Here is a 16,990-nt window from a genome sequence, read left to right as displayed (position 1 = left end):
AACCGGCCGCGGCCCAACATTTATTACACCGTGACGCACTGAAAAGGCACAGCGATGATCAGGAGAATGGCAACAGAAGAACTTGACCTGTTGAGAACTATGACGCTTCCACAGGTGTTGCTCCATCATGCTCAGACTCTTTCTGCCGAGTGCGTCGCAATTCGTGAAAAAAGTCTCGGCATCTGGAACAGTTTTACCTGGCAGGACTATGCCCGCTACGTGAAGCACGTGGCTTACGGATTGAAGGCCCTGGGATTCGAGAGGGGGGATCACCTCGGTATCGTTATGGACAACCACGCGGAGTGGCTCTTCAGTGAACTGGGAGCCCAGGCCCTGGGCGGTGTGAGCCTGAACCTTTTTACCTCTGCCGTCGGCATTGAAATAGCCCGGACCCTGGAGCGGGTCAAGGCCCGCATCGTGGTTGTCCAGGACCAGGAACAGGCGGATAAACTTCTTGAAAACAGGGCCATGCTGCCCCAGGTTGCAAAGGTGATCTACGTGGATCCCACGGGCATGAGTTCCTACGGGGACGAATCATGGCTGATCAGCTTCAAACAGGTTCTTACGTTGGGAATGGAAATGGAAGCACAGTTTCCCCGCTTCTTCGCTGAAGAAGTTGCCCGGGGGAATCCCGATGACGTCGCTCTCATGATCATGACATCCGGTACCACCGGCCTGTCGAAGCTTGCCATGATAACCCACGCCAATTTTACCGATATAGGGCGAAAATGGATCGAAGCATCTCCCATCGGCATCAACTCGAACTGGCTATCCATGTCGCCGCCGCCCTGGATAGTCGACCAGATGTGGGGAGTGGGTGTCGCCCTGGTCGGAGCGGTGACCATGAATTTCCCCGAAACCCACGACACGGTCATGGATGATTTCAGGGAACTGGGTCCGGACATCATCATTACTTCGTCACGCTTCTGGGAGGATCTGGCTTCCACCGTCAGGGTGAAAATCGAGGATTCAGGACGCCTGAACCGTGCCCTCTTCTCCAGGGCCGTGAAAACAGGTGAGCAGGTGGTCGATCGGGAGGAGGCACGGGAACGCCTGCCGGTCCGTCTGCGGCTCCTCAATTTTTTTTCGTCGCTCCTCGTGTATCGTCCCCTCCTGAACCGGCTCGGGAGCGGACGCCTGAAAACCGCCTACACGGGGGGGCACCCCATCAGCCCCGACGTTATTCGCTTTTTCCGCTCGATCGGCCTCAACCTCAAACAATGCTACGGGCTGACCGAGGCGGGCGGTATTTTCCAGGTTCAGCCCGACGGTGAGGTGAGGGCTGAAACCGTTGGAAAGCCGTTGCCCGGAACGTATGTTCAGATATCGGATAATGGAGAAGTTCTCGTATCATCCGGCTCAGTCTTCAGGGGATACTTCAACGATTACGAGGCAACGGAAGCGTCATTTTCCCAGGGCTGGCTCAAGACGGGTGACGCCGGATACATCACCGATGAGGGCCACCTCGTCATCATCGGGAGAAACGATGAGATCATCCGGGACAAGAAAGGAAGGGTGTTTTCTCCGGATTTCATCGAAACCCGGCTCAAGTTTTCGCCCTTCATCAAGGAGGCGGTCATTTTCGGAGAGGGGCGGCCTTTCATAACGGCACTGATCAACATAGACATGGGAAACGTGGGAGCTTGGGCGGAGAACCGCATGATACCCTACACGACCTATACAGACCTGTCCCAGCAGAAACCCGTGGAGGACCTTATCCTCGGAGAGGTACGGTCTGTCAACGATCGCCTGCCGGAACACATGAGGATTCAAAAATTTATCCTGCTCTACAAGCTTCTCGATGCCGATGACGATGAACTGACCAGGACGGGAAAGGTGCGTCGGCGCTTTGTATACGGACTCTATCTGAAGCTCATAGAGGCCATGTACGGCGGCCTGAGCGAGCTTGCCGTGAAGGGCCGGGTCCGCTACCGGGACGGGCGAACGGGGACCATTGAAACGACGGTGCGCATAATTTCCGGGTGATCGGCCCGGCCGGCGCCCAGTGGAGGGAAGGTCATGGAATTTTTTCTGCAACTGCTTATCAATGGGATCAGCCTCGGATTTCTCTACGGGCTTGCCGCCATGGGCTTTGTCATGATCTTCAAGGCTTCCCGGGTTCTCAATTTCGCCCATGGCGAAATCCTTGCCCTGGGGGCGTACCTGTTCCTGACCCTTGTAACCTGGGCGCACCTGCCCATTCCGGTTGCCTTTGTCCTTTCCCTCGCCGGGAGTTTCATCCTGGGTTTCATCATTGAGCGTCTCTTCCTGAGGCCCCTTATCGGCGAACCCCTCATATATGTCATCATGCTCACCGTTGGACTGGCGGCCATGTTCAAGGGGCTGATACTGCTCGTCTGGGGAGGAAATCTGTACGTCTACCCCGATTTCCTCCCCGCCTGGCTCGCCGTTAACCTCGGCCCCGTCAGAGTACCGCCGGTCTACGTAGCCTCCATCGTCATCGGGCTGACTTTTCTGGCCGTCTTCGGTCTGTTCTTCAAGTTCTCTTCTCAGGGAATCTATATGCGTTCCGTGGCTGACAACCAGCCCGCCGCCATGTCCCTCGGCGTCCATGTGAGACGGGTTTTCGCCCTGTCATGGGCCATCGCCGCCCTCGTAGCCGGCATGAGCGGCATTGTCCTGGGCATCATCAGCGGCATCAACGTCCATGACCTGTCGTCCATCGGCCTGAAGGTCTTTCCCGTTGTTATCCTGGGAGGCCTCGACAGCATCGGCGGGGCCATCATAGGAGCCCTCATTATCGGTCTCCTTGAGACGTTTACGGGGGGCTACATTTCACCTTCTTTGCGGGACGTGGTTCCTTATATCTGCCTCATTTTCATTCTCATGGTGAAACCCTACGGGCTCTTCGGCCTGGTGGAAATCGAGAGGGTCTAGAGGATAGTACCTATGATAATGAAAATGTTAAGGAATCTCAGGTTCAGTCTTTGTGGAAATTACTACGACCGCTATGAGCAGGAAATCGCAATCTTTGAAACCGACTTCGGGCGCCTCTGCCTTCTGGCGGCACTGGTGATTCTTTTCGCGGTGGTTCCCTTCGTGAGCGGGTCGTATACTCTGTATCTGCTGATCATAATCGCCATCACGTCCATCGCCGCCCTGGGACTGAACATCCTCGTGGGATTCACGGGGCAGCTTTCACTTGGCCACGGCGCGTTTTTCGGTGTCGGCGCCTATACGGCGGCCGTTCTTGCCGCCGATTTCGGCTGGCCCTTTCTGCTCTGCGTTCTCGCGGGAGGTATCGTGACGGCCATCGTGGGCATCGGATTCGGATTGCCCTCCGGGCGCCTGAAGGGCCTGTACCTCACCATTGCCACCCTGGCGGGCCAGTTCATCATCGAGTACGTTCTGGTACACTGGGAAAGCGTCACGAAGGGTGTCCGGGGTATCGTGCTTCCTTTTCCGGCGCTTTTCGGAATCTTTCTCGACGGCGACATCGCCTATTTCTACGTTACCTTCATTGCTCTCGTTCTGATGACGTTCATAGCCGTCAACATCATGCGGAGCCGCTACGGTCGGGCCTTCATCGCCATACGCGACAACGACAGAGCAGCCGAGGGCATGGGAATACCCATATTCCGGTACAAACTGCTCTCTTTTGCCATCAGTTCATTTTACGCGGGATTTGCCGGTGCCCTCTGGGCCTTCTACATGGTGAGCATCACGGCGGAACCCTTCACGCTCATGCTCTCGGTAGAATACATTGCCATGATCATCATCGGAGGGCTGGGGAGCATTCCCGGCGCGATTTTCGGCGCCGCGTTCATCGTGATGCTCAACGAAATCCTGAGACTCATCACCCAGTTTCTCATGAACACGCCGTTCATGTCGGGCATCGAGCTGACCCTCGCGCCCCTGAGGGAACTGGCCTTCGGCCTGGCCATCGTTCTGTTCATCATATTCGAGCCCCGGGGTCTGGCCGAACTGTGGCGGATAGTGAAATCAAATTTCAGGCTCTGGCCTTTTTCATACTAGAAGGGCTCACCGATGAGGCGATAACAGGACATGAAAGACACCATACTGCTCCAGATCAACAACATCAGTGTCGTTTACTCCGATGTGATCCAGGTTCTCAAGGGCGTGTCGCTGTCGGTCCCGGAAGGGCGCATCGTTTCGCTCCTGGGCAGCAACGGCGCGGGGAAAACTACCACGCTGAAAGCCGTTTCGGGACTCTTGAAACCGGAAAACGGAGAAGTTACGGATGGATCCATTGAATTTGACGGCACGGGTATTCAGAACCTCTCACCGGAAGACATCACGCGGATGGGCATCATACAGGTACTCGAAGGGCGGCAGCCTTTCAAGTACCTGACCATCGAAGAAAATCTCCGGGTCGGAACGGCGACCCGCTGGGGCAAACCCTACAGGCAGGACATGGAAATGATCTACGAGTACTTCCCGGTCCTGGCGGAGCGGAGGAAGGCCCTCGCGGGCTACTGCAGCGGCGGCGAACTCCAGATGCTGGTCATGGGAAGGGCACTCATGGCACACCCGCGCCTTCTCCTGCTCGACGAACCGTCCCTGGGTCTTGCGCCTCTGGTAGTACGTGAGATCTTTCAGATAATCCGGAGAATCAACCGGGAGCAGCAGACCACTATCGTCCTGGTGGAGCAGAACGCCAACATGGCTCTTCAGATCGCCCACTACGGCTACGTAATGGAGAACGGCAAGATCGTCATGGAAGGCAGGTCTGAGGATCTGAAGGAAAACCCCGACATCAAGGAATTCTACCTGGGTCTCGCGGCTTCGGGGGACCAGAAGTCCTACAAGGACGTCAAGTCATACAAGCGAAGAAAGCGATGGCTTTAGAGAGTGACGGCGTCTACGATTTTGAGCTGTATGGAGGCGCCGCCCCGCCAGCGGTTTACCTGGGGAGTGAAGGCCGCGTCCATCATCGACCCCTCCAGAGAACCGAACCGTTGCCCCTGGTTGAACCAGATAGATTCCCGCTCAAGACCGTCATCGCTCAGGGTCATTCGAAGATGGTTCGTTCCCACAACAGTGGAGGAGGTGACAAGGAGATTCCTGGCGCAGAGGACAGGCTCCGGGTTCTCATTTCCGAAGGGGGCGAGCATTTCCAGGTGTGACAGCAGCTGGTAGTCGATGTCCTTCAGGCGGCATTCGGCGTCTACGTTGACGGAGGGAATGACCTGTTCATCCCCCACGTGGTCACTGACCGCCTCGCTCAGAAGACGCGTAAATTCACTTATATTCGTTTCATCTATGGAAATGCCCACGGCGTACCGGTGGCCGCCGAAGGCGCGGAGAAGAGGCGCGCACTTCGACTCCAGTCCCTGATAGAGGTTGAACTCGGCGATGCTTCGTCCCGAACCGCGACCGATGCCGTCCTTCAGGCTTATAAGGAGGGAAGGGCGATAGAATCGTTCTACGAGCCGCGAGGCAACGATACCGATGACACCCGGATGCCACTGGTCGGATGAAAAAACGAAACAATTACTCTTTGAAAGCACCGGGTTAGATTCGATTTCTTCAAGTATTTCAGCAAATATTTTCCGGTCGATCTCCTGCCGTTCCCTGTTCAGAACGTCCAGGCGTCGCGCTATGGACAGGGCATGGTCATAATCATCGGAAATGAGAAGGTTCAAGGCGTCCTCGGGAGTACCGACCCGACCGGCGGCGTTGAGCCGGGGGATCAGCCGGAAAGCGGCCGATTCAGAATCGATGTCGGCGTTTTCCATGTTGCTCACCGCCTTCAGTGCCCTGATGCCGGGCCTTTTCCCCTCCTCCATGACGGCCAGGCCTATCTTTGCCAGCACCCTGTTTTCATCTGTAAGGGGGACAAGGTCTCCGATGGTTCCCAGGGCGACGAGATCGAGATAGTTCTTGAGGTTCGGGTAGGATCGGTTTTTCCAGAATCCCCTGGTACGCATGGTTCCCCGCAGGGCGATAAGAACGTTGAAGGCCACGCCGACACCGGCGAGGTGGCGAAAGGGGAATTCATTGTCCCTGCGGTTCTGGTTGATGACGGCCGTCGCCGGGGGGAGCCGCTCCGGGACTTCATGGTGGTCGATGACGATGGTGTCCATGCCGAGACGGGAGGCAAGGGCGATTTCCTCATGATTGGAAATGCCGCAGTCAACAGTGATGACAAGGCGGTATCCCTGCTGATGGATAGTCTCCACAGCTTTCCTGTTAAGGCCGTATCCTTCATCGATCCGGTCGGGAATGTAGCAGGACACCTTGGCGTCCAGTTTCGAGAGGAAGGTGGTCATGATGGCCGTGGAAGTAAGGCCGTCAACGTCATAATCACCGAAAATCATTATAGGTTCGTCCCTCTCTACGGCCCCTGCAATCCTGTCTACGGCCTTCTGCATGTCCGTGAGTAAAAAGGGATTATGGAGATCCTTGAGAGAGGGGAAGAGAAACTTCTTTGCCTCTTCCGGTGTGTGGATGTTCCGGTTCGACAGAATGTGTGCCAGAAGGGGACTCATACCGAGTTCCGCCATGAGACGCCTGCCGTTCATAGCGTTTTTCTTGCGGATATTCCATTCGACTCTGTGTTTCATGTTGATTACCTGTTAAGACCTTGAAAAACTATCGATTGTGTCATTTCGACCTCTTCCCCGTCACTTCGAACGTTTCCCTGTCACTTCGAACGCATGTGAGAAGTCTACAAGATCCCTCGCTTTGCTCGGGACATGGATTTCTCGTCGCCATGCTCCTCGAAATGACAAAATCCAAAGCTCTCCTGTTCTGAAACCGGGGGGAGTATGCACGCCGGGGATATGGTGAGACCGGGACAGCGGTCTCGAAGGAGTACAGTCCGCCTCGCATGGTGTTGGACTATAAACGAGGCGGGAAGCACTGTCAAGGCGGTAATCGGTCACGAAAGCCTCTGAAAAAATATTAATATCTTCGAGGCACGGCGCGCACATCCCTGGGGGATGAAGGTACTGTGAGGTACAACGCAGTGACGAAGACCAGGGTGCAATCAAGCATCCGGCTATAGTACCGGAGGTATGCCTCCGGTACCCTTGTGTACGAAGTCATCAACTTTCGGGATTGACGGGACGGATTCGCGGCCGAGAAATGACATAACATAAAACGTGGTTGATCTTCGGGAGAGATGGGTGTTACCCTTGAATCCTGTGGAGGCTGACCGATGGCACAACCAGAACCCGTTTCGCGGTTGCTGCGGGTGCAGAAAAAAGATATCGCTTATATCCGCTATGTTTTTGAGGGATACGAGGGGATTGCCAACGCTACCACCGTTGACGAGGAAAAGGGACTGGTGCGGCTGCAGATAGCACCTGACTTTGTAGAATCAGCGGAAGCCGTCCTCGGGGCGCTCGGAAAAGAAATCGCTCTGGAAATCGAAACGTCCGTTGAATGACGGACGGGGGACCAGGGTTACTGAACCGTTTTTTTCACATAGCCCGATCGTATGCACCGTGTGCAGACCTTTGAACGTTTCGGCGCTCCTGTTTTGTCGTCGATGATCCTGATTTTCTGAATATTGGGATACCAGGTCCTCTTGGATTTGTTGTTTGCGTGACTCACATTATTCCCGACGGACGGCTTTTTCCCGCATATATCGCATACTCGTGACATCTTCCCGGTTCTCCTCTTTGTTCCAGTCAAGGTGATGGTTCGTGGGCTGTTTTCTTAAAGGATTTGGATTTCTTTTGCAAGTTTTTTTTAAGACATTCCTGCTCCGTCGCCGGTCACCATCTGTTTTTTTACTGTCGAAGCGCCCACCCGCAGCTAAAACAGGAAGTCCGCACCGGACGGCGGGAGAGTGTGCTTACCCGGATCGGGGATAGTATGCATACCGGTCCTCTCCCAGAGCGGCCCGAGCCGCGGTGATCCCCGACACTACATCGCCGTCGAAACCAAGTACCGGTGCAAGCTCTCCACCGGCCAGAAAGACCGTGTCGAGGGGAGTCGATCCGTCTCGAAGGGGAAGGCCGAAGAAAGCTCGGCCCTTTGCCCGATAGCCGGAATCCCGGTCCTCCCCCCCGGCCCTGGAAATCCCGATCGATGTATCGAGATCGAAGCTCTCGACGGCATCGGGAAGAAACGGGAAAGGCCGCCGAAGAACCTGGAGCATACAAGAAGCCAATGCCGCCAGCTCGTCGTCCCCGGTTCTCGGTGACGGCTTCAGAACCATCATTGTCGCCGCAAGAGCTGTCTTGCCCGGCGGCGCGGTCTCACCGGCCCCTGACAGGGTGCGGTTCAGATAGATGAAGGGCAGTGTCGGGCAGGGCCGTTCAGATTCGTTCAGAGATAGGATGACCTGCTCGCCCATCATTTCAGGCAAGGATCGTTCGCCGACACCCATGTGCATTGTAAAGGGCCAGCATTCTTTTTTCCGGGGAGAAAACTTTTTTAAACAGCGTGACAACAGTGGATTTCCTTCCAGGAAGGAAGGCAGCCCGCGCCATCTGGTGCTGACGATGACCCGCCCTGCCGGAAGCGATGATGTCTCACCTCCCTGTTCGAGTTTTACGGTAACCTTCGTACCGATCCGGATCTCGGTGACGGTGTCACAGGAAAGGATCGTTCCGCTTCCTCTCACGATCGTGTCTTTCAGGGCCTTGACGATAGACTGTTTTCCTCCCGGGGGAAGCCGGAAGCCTCCGGACAGCGATGAAGAAAGAGCGTAGGAAGCTCCGTCGGACGAAAGCCCTTCATCCGGATCTGTATAACGGGCAAAGACAGCTCGTTCGGCTTCCAGGACGCCCTTGAGCTCCAGCCACTCCGGGGAGTTGAAATTCTCTTGTAAGCCCTTGAAATTCCCAATGACCCTCCCTTTCAGCTCACGAAACAGGTTGCCGGCCCTTTCATGGAGGCCGTTCTTTCGGTCCAGGTATTTCGGCACCATTTCCCTGATGAAGCGGCTGTTCCGGTACAGTGTTTCGTACCAGGAGCGGATTGTGTCTTCGGGGATTGAAAAATCACGGGATAGTTCGCGGCATCGATTTTCGACGGTACAGGGCAAGTCGACGGAACGGTCCTTGAGAACGGCCTGGATTAGGGGTTCACGCCCGCTGTCCCGGAAACAGTCAATGCCCATGTCCTCGAGAAAGGCGGCGAACACGCCGTCGGTGTCGAGGCCCGACCAGGGCAGGGGATCCCGGTCAAAAAGGTATCCTCCGGCAAGTGAAAAGACATGGTCCGGTCCTCCCTCTTCCAGGAGAAGCGTCCTCCTTCCCCGGTGAACGGCCAGGGAAGCCGCCACGAGGGAGGATATGTCACGACCGACAACAATAATATCGTACATGGCTTTTCAGGGATTCTCCGGGCGATTCGTCGTTCCAGCGGCTCGATGGTTAAAAGCCTTCCAGCGGAGGATTGTGAAAGGACGTTACAGGATGCGGCCGGCGGTTTTTTATGATGACCTTACGCCCCCTCACTTCGATACGTCCTTCGGCATAAAACTGGATGGCTTGCGGATAAATACGGTGCTCCTCACGTAATATCCGCTCCTGAAGAGTCTCGGGCGTGTCGTCGGGCAGGACGGGAACGACGGACTGTATGATAATGGGTCCCGTGTCGACGCCGTCATCGGCGAAGTGAACGGTGCACCCCGCAAACTGCACTCCGTATTCGAATGCCCGCTGCTGGGCATGGGTCCCCTGAAAGGAGGGAAGAAGGGCGGGGTGTATGTTCATGATCTTCCGGTGAAAGGCCGAAAGAAAATGACCCGAAAGAATCCTCATAAATCCCGCCATGACCACCAGCTCAACCGAGGCTGATCTGAGTTTCCGGATGAGTGCCTCTTCGAAGGAGACCCTGTTTTCGTAGACCCGATGGTCGATAACGGCGGTTCTGATTCCGTGTTTCGCCGCGCGCTCGAGAGCGTAGGCGTCAGCCACGTTACTTACCACGATGCCGATCGTGGCGTCCAGGATGCCCGCATCGATGCCGTCGATGATGGACTGAAGGTTTGAGCCGCTGCCTGATACCAGGACTCCTGTGACGAGCTTCTTCTTCATGGGCTCACACTACGAGCACCGGGGCCTCATCGTCGCTCTTGTGTTCAATGGACCCGATGACGGTTGCGGTTTCTCCCATGGAGGTGAGATGGTCAAGCGCGTCGTCGGCGTCTTCCTCTCCGACGATGAGCATCATACCGATGCCCATGTTGAAGACTCGATACATTTCAGCTTCTTTGATGTTCCCCATGGCTTGCATGATCTCAAAGACGGCCGGTCGTTCCCACTGTTTTTTCTCGATGCGGGCCTTAAGAGCGGGGTGAAGAATGCGGGGGACGTTCTCGTAAAAGCCTCCACCCGTAATATGCACGATGCCCTTGACAGAGACGTTTTTTATCAGGCTGAGAACGGTCTTTACATATATTCGTGTGGGACGAAGCAGTTCGTCACCGAGGGTTCCCCGGAGTCCGTCAATGATATCGGTGTGTTTCAATTTTTTCTTTTGAAAAAATACCCTGCGGGCCAGGGAGTAACCGTTGCTGTGCAGTCCGCTCGAGGGAAGCCCGATGATCCGGTCACCCAGGCTGATGCCGGATCCGTCAATGATGCTTTCCCGTTCCACGACACCGACACAGAACCCGGCAAGATCGTACTCATCCTCACGATAGAATTGGGGCATTTCGGCGGTTTCTCCTCCCAGAAGCGCGCAGCCCGCCTCGACGCATCCCTTGGATATACCTTCCACCACGAGCCGGCACCGGTGAGGGTCGAGCTTGCCCGTGGCAATGTAATCGAGGAAAAAGAGCGGTTCCGCCCCCTGGACGATGAGGTCGTTGACATTCATCGCCACCAGGTCGATTCCTACGGTGTCGTGACGGTCCATGGCATGGGCAATCATGAGCTTCGTTCCGACACCGTCCGTCGTAGCTACCAAAAGCGGGTTCCGGTACATCTCACGGTCGAGGTGAAACAATCCCCCGAAGCCCCCGATGGTACCCAGAACTCCCTGTCGGGTCGTGGCGCCCACGAGGGGTTTGATTGATTCTACAAAGGAGTTCGCGCGGTCGATATCCACTCCCGCGTCACGGTAGGAGACGGCTTTCTTTGACATTGACGGTCATCCCTTCATCATGGAAGATCGGTTTTGTAATTCAGAAGCTAGCTCAACAGGCAGTCAAAGTCAATTCTTTCCTTGTCAAAACGAACTGTTTCTGTTAATATTTCGCGATTCTTAGTTCATGAAATAACATTGTTTTGAGGCGTTGCCCGGTGCGGCAGGGGAGCAGGAATTCGAGCATAGGGTCATTGAAGGGTGTAGGGCCCAAGACCGCGTCGCTTCTGGGGAAAAAGGGAATATCCACCATCGAGGACTTCCTCAGGTTTCTCCCCCGGCGCTACGAGGATCGCCGGCGGGTGGTCCCTCTGTCGCAGGTCCTGCCGGGAGAAAAAGTAACAGTCTGTGCCGCCGTAAGCAAGGTCGTACGAAAAGGATTCCGCTACCGGGGAATCTGCGAGGTAACCTTCGATGACGGCAGCGGTACCGTCACAGGCCTGTGGTTCCGCGGCGCAACGGCTCACGTGCACCGCGTCTTTCAGAAAGATCGGCACTTCTTTCTGACCGGTGTTATTCAGGAAGTCGGGCGGACGAAAAGCATGGCACACCCCGAGTTCGAACCTGTCGACGAGAACCGTGGACCGGACATGGGTGAGCCCGACTTCCTGCACAGCAAAAGGATCGTTCCCGTCTATTCGGAAACAGAGGGGCTGCGACAGAAACTCATTCGCCGCCTCATGATGACCCTGCTCAGGGATCCGCCGGGATGCCTCGCGAGTCCGATTCCGGCTTCTGTCTGCCGGCGCAGAGGTCTCATTCCCATGGAGGAGGCGCTGCGGCGTGTCCATTTTCCTGATAATGAAGACGATCCGGATGAGTATAACAGGTTTCGCTCGGAAGCTCACCGGAGACTGATTTTTGATGAGCTGTTCTTCTATGAGCTTGCCATGGCCTTCAGGAAGCGGCGGTATCTCCTCGAGGCGGGAAGAAGTTTCAGAACCGACGGGATGCTGTTGAAGAAATTTTACGGGCTTCTCCCTTTTGAGTTGACGAAAGCTCAAAAGAAAGTCATAGAAGAAATCCTTTCGGACATGGACCGTTCCATTCCCATGCACCGGCTTCTCCAGGGTGACGTGGGAAGCGGTAAAACAGTCGTCTCCATGGTTCCCATGCTGGTTGCCTGTGATAACGGTTTTCAGTCGGCCATCATGGCACCGACGGAAATCCTGGCGGAACAGCATTACCGGGTCATGGGCGCCTGGGCTGAGCGCCTGGGCCTGAAGGCGGTTCTCCTGACAGGCTCCCTGAAGGGGGCGCGCCGTCGGGAAGCGCTGGAGGGTATCGGAAACGGATCGGTCCACATGGTTATGGGAACCCACGCCCTGATCCAGGAAGAGGTGCGATTCAGGAGCCTGGGCGTTGCCGTTGTGGATGAGCAGCACCGGTTCGGCGTGCTGCAACGGGAGATGATGAGAAACAAGGGGTTGTGCCCCGACATCCTGGTTATGACCGCCACGCCGATTCCCCGGACGCTCGCCATGACCGCCTACGGCGATCTCGACCTGTCCGTTATAGACGGTATGCCACCGATGAAACAGCACGTAACCACTATGGTTCTGTCCGAAGACGCGATGGACGCGGCCTGGAACCTGATGCGTCGGGAAATGGACCGGGGAGGCCGGGTGTTCATCGTATACCCGCTGGTGTCCGAATCGGAAGCCCTTGACCTGAAGGATGCCACGACCATGGCCGAACGTATTCAAAAGGACATCTTCCCGAACCGGAAGGTGGGACTTGTCCATGGCCGCATGAGGCGGGAGGACAAGGATGGGGTCATGGAAGAGTTCCGCCGGGGCGCCCTTCATGTCCTGGTGGCCACCACGGTCATCGAGGTGGGGATCGACATTCCCACGGCAACGGTCATGATGGTCGAACAGGCGGAACGCTTCGGACTTGCCCAGCTTCACCAACTGCGGGGAAGGGTGGGGCGGAGTGATCGACCGTCCTTCTGCCTGCTTGTGGCCCGTGAGGAAACGACACCGGAGGCACGACGGCGTTTGAAAGTGATGGAGAAGACCGCTGACGGTTTTGAAATCGCCGAAGCGGACCTCCGTCTGCGGGGTCCCGGCGAATTGATGGGAGTACGTCAATCGGGGTTTCCCGATTTCAGAATAGCCGACATTCTCCGGGATGGAGATATTCTTGAAGAAGCCCGGGATGAGGCGATGGCCTTCGCTTTCGGGAAGCGAGCCCGGAACGATGCGGAATATGACGCCGTCATGGAAGAGGTTGTCAGGCGATGGGGTGACGGGCTTTATCGGGCCGTCGGGGCGTGAATCGTTCTTACACTACGAGAAAGGTTTGCACTGTGGCGAAAAAAGACGTTTCTGTCGGATTGATCGGTTTTGGAACTATAGGAACAGGGGTGGTTCAGCTTCTGAAGCAGAACGAGTCGGTTATCCATCGGCGCCTGGGAGTCAACCTCGTCATCAAGACGATAGCCGATATCGACATCGTAACGCCGCGAAACATCTCCACCGAGGGCATACGCCTGACCGAAAACGCAGAGGACATTCTGAACGATCCCGATATCGACATCGTTGTTGAGCTGGTGGGCGGGCTGACCTGGGCCAGGACGTTCATTCTCGGCGCAATTCGGAAGGGAAAGCATGTGGTCACGGCAAACAAGGCGTTGCTTGCCGCCGAAGGTGACTCCATTTTCGAAGAGGCCGAGAACAGGAAGGTCAATATCGGCTTCGAGGCCAGTGTGGGCGGAGGAATCCCCATCATCAAGACTCTTCGGGAAAGCCTCGCGGGTAACAATATCCGCTCGATCTTCGGCATCATGAATGGTACCTGCAACTATATTCTCAGCAGGATGACCGACGAGCATCTTCCCTTCGAGTCGGTCCTGAAGGAAGCGCAGAGCCTGGGGTTCGCCGAAGCCGATCCCACCTACGACATAGAGGGACACGACACGGCTCACAAACTGGCCGTCACTCTCGCCCTTTCTTACGGGAAACGGGTGCGGCTTGACGACATATACCGGGAAGGTATATCGACTCTCAGCCGGCAGGATGTTGAATTCGCCCGGCAGCTGGGATACAAGATCAAGCTCCTGGCCATCGCCATCGAACGGGAGGACAGTATCGAAGCGCGCATACACCCGACGATGATACCCTTCGACAGTATACTTTCCAGCGTGAACGGAAATTACAACGCCTTTCATATCGTCGGCGATGCCTCGGGACCCCTGGTCCTCTACGGCCAGGGGGCGGGCATGATGCCCACGGCGAGTTCCGTGGCGAGCGACCTCATCGATATAGCCCGTGACATGCAGGAAGGGGTCCTTTGCCGGGTTCCCCTGAGGGCCTTTAAAAAAGACCGGATGACCGATATCAGGCTTCTCCCCATGGATGAGGTGCGAACGAACTACTACTTCAGGTTTTCCGCCGTCGACCGGCCCGGAGTTCTGTCCGCCGTCGCGGGGATCCTCGGCAAACATGACATCAGCATCGCCTCGGTCATTCAGACCGAGCGCAGGGACAGCGGGGCCGTTCCCGTAGTGATGACCACCCACGAATCGAGGGAAAGAAACGTGCGGGAGGCACTGGCGGAAATCAACCGCCTCGATACGATGCTGGCCGATACCGTGCTGATACGGATCGAAGATGAGCGATAGCATGAATTACATTATACTGCTGGGCGACGGGATGGCCGACTACCCGCTGGAGGAGTTGGGAGGCAGAACCGTTCTGGAGGCCGCGCGCACACCGGCAATGGACAGAATCGCCCGGGAAGGAACCATCGGCAGAATCGACACTATTCCGACGGGTCTGGCTCCCGGCAGCGACGTGGCCAACCTGAGCATCCTGGGCTATGATCCTCTTCATTGCCGGGCGGGACGGGGAGCCCTCGAGGCCATGAGTATGGGGTTGAAACTGGGACCCGGGGAGATTGCCTTCCGTTGCAACCTGGTAACCATCTCCAACGACGGCACCGGACGGCCGGTCATGGAGGATTTTACCGCCGGGCATATATCATCCGGGGAAGCGAGGCTCATTATCGAGGATCTCGAGACCGAATTGGGATCACCATCACGTTCGTTTCATCCCGGCGTGGGCTACCGTCACCTGATGCTCTGGAAGAACGGTCCCCGGAACCTTGGAACGACCCCGCCCCATGATATCGTCGGCAGGGAAATCAAGGATTATATGCCCCTTGGCGACGGGGCCCGCGAACTGGAGGAACTGATGGCTCGTTCCCGGGACATTCTGGCCGATCACAGGGTGAACAAAGACCGGATATCCCGGGGAGAAAAGCCGGCCACCTCTGTCTGGCTCTGGGGGCAGGGCGGGCTGCCGCCCATGACACCGCTCAGTTCACGGTACGCTGTCACCGGCGCCATCATATCCGCGGTGGATCTTCTGAAGGGTATCGGTGTCTGTGCCGGTCTCGAACCCATCAGGGTAGAGGGAGCCACGGGCTATATAGACACGAATTACCGGGGCAAGGCCGAAGCTGTGCTTGCCTGGCTTGAAAAAGGGAATTTTGTTTTTGCCCATGTGGAGTCCCCCGACGAAATGGGCCACGAGGGAAACACGGCTGGGAAAATAGCGGCCATAGAAGACTTCGACAGACAGGTGGTGGCCGGCGTTCTCGAGGGGCTTGAGGCGAGCGGAAAGGATTTTCGTCTCATGGTTCTCAGCGATCACGCGACGCCTGTTTCCGTAAAAACACACACCTCGGATCCGGTCCCCTTTGCCGTACTGTCGTCAGTTCCCGGAGAAAACCTGTCACGTCATGGTTCCTTTGGAGAGACGGAGGCACTGCGGTCGAACATCCTTGTTTCACCGGGGCACAGTCTGATCGATCATTTCCTGGGCGACTGGAGGTCCTTTATTGCATCCCTTTGAACTGCCCATACGGGTCATCTACGCCGACACCGATGCCATGGGAATCGTCTATCACGCGAACTACATCAAGTGGTTCGAAACGGGCAGAACGGAACTGATGCGGTCCCTGGGAATCAGCTGGTCCGAAATGGAGCCTCTTCAGTGTTATTTCCCCGTATCAAAGCTGTCCTGTCATTATCTTCTGCCCGCCCGGTACGACGATCTCCTTATCCTGAAAACGCACGTCGACAAACTGAAACGGGCCAGCATTTCCTTCAGTTACAGCCTATACGACGAGGGAAAGGAGCGGGTCCTGGTCCGCGGTTCCACACTCCATGCCTGCACCGATGAAAAGGGAAGGATCATACGGATTCCCGAGGTGATACACTCGAGAATCAAAGAAAAACACGGAGAAGGAGAAAACGCGTGGCACGAAGGCTGACAAAAAAAGAACTCAAGCAGCCGGACCAGTTTCAGAGCTTTTCCCAGCGGGTCTTCGACCTGGCCGGGGAGAACCTCAAAATGGTCTGTTTCTCTGCCGGGATAGTACTGGCTCTGGTCATTGCCGTCCTGGGATGGTATTTCTACCAGGGTCGCTATGAATCAAAGGCGGCCCATCTCTATGCCGAGGCTTATGGTTCCTATGAATCGCTCCTGGAAACGGTGTCGGAGAGGAGCCGGTTGGAAGCAGCCGTTGAAGGGTACGAGAAACTGCTCAGGGAATACCCCGCGAGCAATGCGGCGCTGACGGCCAGCTACAACCTGGGAAATCTCTATTACAGCCTCGAAGCCTATGACAATTCCATCAGCGCATACGGGAGATATCTCGAGAAGGCTCCCCGGGGAAGTGTCCTGAGGCCGCTTTCCTGGTACGGTCTCGGTTATGCCATGGAGGCGCGGGGTGACTACCCGGGGGCCCTGGAGTCCTTTCAGAAGGCCCATGAAGGTTCATCGGGAATTCATTTCAAGGCCATCAATTATTCGAACATGGCACGAATGTATGAAAAAATGTCTGACAGGGAGAAAGCCTTACAATACTACGAAAAGGTGATCGATGTCGATTCGGATGTGATCCTGGCCGGTCTTGCCAGGAACCGGATCGCGGAAATCAGATAGGGTGG

Annotated in this window: 15 protein-coding genes; 10 read left to right on the top strand and 5 right to left on the bottom strand. The window is 56.2% G+C overall.

Annotation, left to right across the window (positions count from 1 at the left end):
- The first annotated feature begins 66 nt into the window (after positions 1–66).
- The 4 genes from M0Q23_01185 to M0Q23_01170 are packed head-to-tail and all read left to right on the top strand — an operon-like array spanning position 67 to position 4,830.
- Positions 67–1,986, top strand: coding sequence for an AMP-binding protein (locus M0Q23_01185; protein MCK9527263.1), 1,920 nt, complete (start codon positions 67–69; stop codon positions 1,984–1,986).
- 33 nt (positions 1,987–2,019) lie between these two features.
- The gene (locus tag M0Q23_01180; GenBank protein MCK9527262.1) at positions 2,020–2,898 is read left to right on the top strand and encodes a branched-chain amino acid ABC transporter permease; all 879 of its coding nucleotides are present in this window, start codon (positions 2,020–2,022) and stop codon (positions 2,896–2,898) included.
- Between the two features lie 12 nt (positions 2,899–2,910).
- A complete protein-coding gene (locus M0Q23_01175) occupies positions 2,911–3,996 on the top strand; it encodes a branched-chain amino acid ABC transporter permease (protein MCK9527261.1) in 1,086 nt (361 codons plus the stop codon).
- A 30-nt stretch (positions 3,997–4,026) separates the two neighbouring features.
- Complete coding sequence (locus M0Q23_01170) at positions 4,027–4,830, top strand: ABC transporter ATP-binding protein (GenBank protein MCK9527260.1); 804 nt, start codon at positions 4,027–4,029, stop codon at positions 4,828–4,830.
- Here the strand turns inward: M0Q23_01170 and recJ are convergent.
- Complete coding sequence (gene recJ, locus M0Q23_01165; GenBank protein MCK9527259.1) at positions 4,827–6,548, bottom strand: single-stranded-DNA-specific exonuclease RecJ; 1,722 nt, start codon at positions 6,546–6,548, stop codon at positions 4,827–4,829. The two genes, M0Q23_01170 and recJ, sit on opposite strands and share 4 nt — an antisense overlap.
- A gap of 596 nt (positions 6,549–7,144) precedes the next feature.
- On the opposite strand from recJ, the gene M0Q23_01160 reads away from it, so the two are divergent.
- Entirely contained in the window at positions 7,145–7,375 is a 231-nt protein-coding gene (locus tag M0Q23_01160) for a DUF4911 domain-containing protein (GenBank protein ID MCK9527258.1), read from the top strand.
- 17 nt (positions 7,376–7,392) lie between these two features.
- On the opposite strand, the gene rpmB is transcribed toward M0Q23_01160, so the two are convergent.
- From rpmB to purM, 4 genes are all read right to left on the bottom strand, one after another.
- The gene (rpmB, locus tag M0Q23_01155; GenBank protein ID MCK9527257.1) at positions 7,393–7,593 is read right to left on the bottom strand and encodes a 50S ribosomal protein L28; all 201 of its coding nucleotides are present in this window, start codon (positions 7,591–7,593) and stop codon (positions 7,393–7,395) included.
- 193 nt (positions 7,594–7,786) lie between these two features.
- The gene (locus tag M0Q23_01150; protein ID MCK9527256.1) at positions 7,787–9,265 is read right to left on the bottom strand and encodes a hypothetical protein; all 1,479 of its coding nucleotides are present in this window, start codon (positions 9,263–9,265) and stop codon (positions 7,787–7,789) included.
- 49 nt (positions 9,266–9,314) lie between these two features.
- Positions 9,315–9,980: a phosphoribosylglycinamide formyltransferase gene (gene purN / locus M0Q23_01145; protein ID MCK9527255.1), complete on the bottom strand. Its 666-nt coding sequence runs from the start codon at positions 9,978–9,980 to the stop codon at positions 9,315–9,317.
- A 4-nt stretch (positions 9,981–9,984) separates the two neighbouring features.
- Positions 9,985–11,031 carry a phosphoribosylformylglycinamidine cyclo-ligase gene (purM, locus tag M0Q23_01140; GenBank protein ID MCK9527254.1) on the bottom strand — a complete coding sequence of 349 codons (1,047 nt, stop codon included), beginning with the start codon at positions 11,029–11,031 and terminating at the stop codon, positions 9,985–9,987.
- Between the two features lie 194 nt (positions 11,032–11,225).
- Here purM and recG point away from each other — a divergent pair, with 194 nt between their 5' ends.
- The 5 genes from recG to M0Q23_01115 are packed head-to-tail and all read left to right on the top strand — an operon-like array spanning position 11,226 to position 16,985.
- Positions 11,226–13,310, top strand: coding sequence for an ATP-dependent DNA helicase RecG (recG, locus tag M0Q23_01135; protein ID MCK9527253.1), 2,085 nt, complete (start codon positions 11,226–11,228; stop codon positions 13,308–13,310).
- A 32-nt stretch (positions 13,311–13,342) separates the two neighbouring features.
- Entirely contained in the window at positions 13,343–14,656 is a 1,314-nt protein-coding gene (locus tag M0Q23_01130; GenBank protein MCK9527252.1) for a homoserine dehydrogenase, read from the top strand.
- A complete protein-coding gene (locus M0Q23_01125; protein ID MCK9527251.1) occupies positions 14,646–15,890 on the top strand; it encodes a cofactor-independent phosphoglycerate mutase in 1,245 nt (414 codons plus the stop codon). The genes M0Q23_01130 and M0Q23_01125 overlap by 11 nt, the downstream gene beginning before the upstream one ends.
- The gene (locus M0Q23_01120; protein MCK9527250.1) at positions 15,877–16,311 is read left to right on the top strand and encodes an acyl-CoA thioesterase; all 435 of its coding nucleotides are present in this window, start codon (positions 15,877–15,879) and stop codon (positions 16,309–16,311) included. Before M0Q23_01125 ends, M0Q23_01120 begins: the two co-directional genes overlap by 14 nt.
- On the top strand, positions 16,296–16,985 hold the full coding sequence (locus tag M0Q23_01115; protein ID MCK9527249.1) for a tetratricopeptide repeat protein: 690 nt from the start codon (positions 16,296–16,298) through the stop codon (positions 16,983–16,985). Before M0Q23_01120 ends, M0Q23_01115 begins: the two co-directional genes overlap by 16 nt.
- Positions 16,986–16,990 lie beyond the last annotated feature (5 nt).

This window comes from Syntrophales bacterium (assembly GCA_023228425.1).
Lineage (GTDB): Bacteria > Desulfobacterota > Syntrophia > Syntrophales > UBA2210 > MLS-D.
The sequence above is the reverse complement of the archived record's forward strand: the minus strand, read 5'-3'. Positions and strand labels throughout refer to the sequence as shown.

Coding starts and splice junctions, on each gene's coding strand:
- M0Q23_01185 (MCK9527263.1), top strand. CDS start 67: ATGGCAACAGAAGAACTTGACCTGTTGAGAACTATGACGCTTCCACAG.
- M0Q23_01180 (MCK9527262.1), top strand. CDS start 2,020: ATGGAATTTTTTCTGCAACTGCTTATCAATGGGATCAGCCTCGGATTT.
- M0Q23_01175 (MCK9527261.1), top strand. CDS start 2,911: ATGATAATGAAAATGTTAAGGAATCTCAGGTTCAGTCTTTGTGGAAAT.
- M0Q23_01170 (MCK9527260.1), top strand. CDS start 4,027: ATGAAAGACACCATACTGCTCCAGATCAACAACATCAGTGTCGTTTAC.
- recJ (MCK9527259.1), bottom strand. CDS start 6,548: ATGAAACACAGAGTCGAATGGAATATCCGCAAGAAAAACGCTATGAAC.
- M0Q23_01160 (MCK9527258.1), top strand. CDS start 7,145: ATGGCACAACCAGAACCCGTTTCGCGGTTGCTGCGGGTGCAGAAAAAA.
- rpmB (MCK9527257.1), bottom strand. CDS start 7,593: ATGTCACGAGTATGCGATATATGCGGGAAAAAGCCGTCCGTCGGGAAT.
- M0Q23_01150 (MCK9527256.1), bottom strand. CDS start 9,265: ATGTACGATATTATTGTTGTCGGTCGTGACATATCCTCCCTCGTGGCG.
- purN (MCK9527255.1), bottom strand. CDS start 9,980: ATGAAGAAGAAGCTCGTCACAGGAGTCCTGGTATCAGGCAGCGGCTCA.
- purM (MCK9527254.1), bottom strand. CDS start 11,031: ATGTCAAAGAAAGCCGTCTCCTACCGTGACGCGGGAGTGGATATCGAC.
- M0Q23_01125 (MCK9527251.1), top strand. CDS start 14,646: ATGAGCGATAGCATGAATTACATTATACTGCTGGGCGACGGGATGGCC.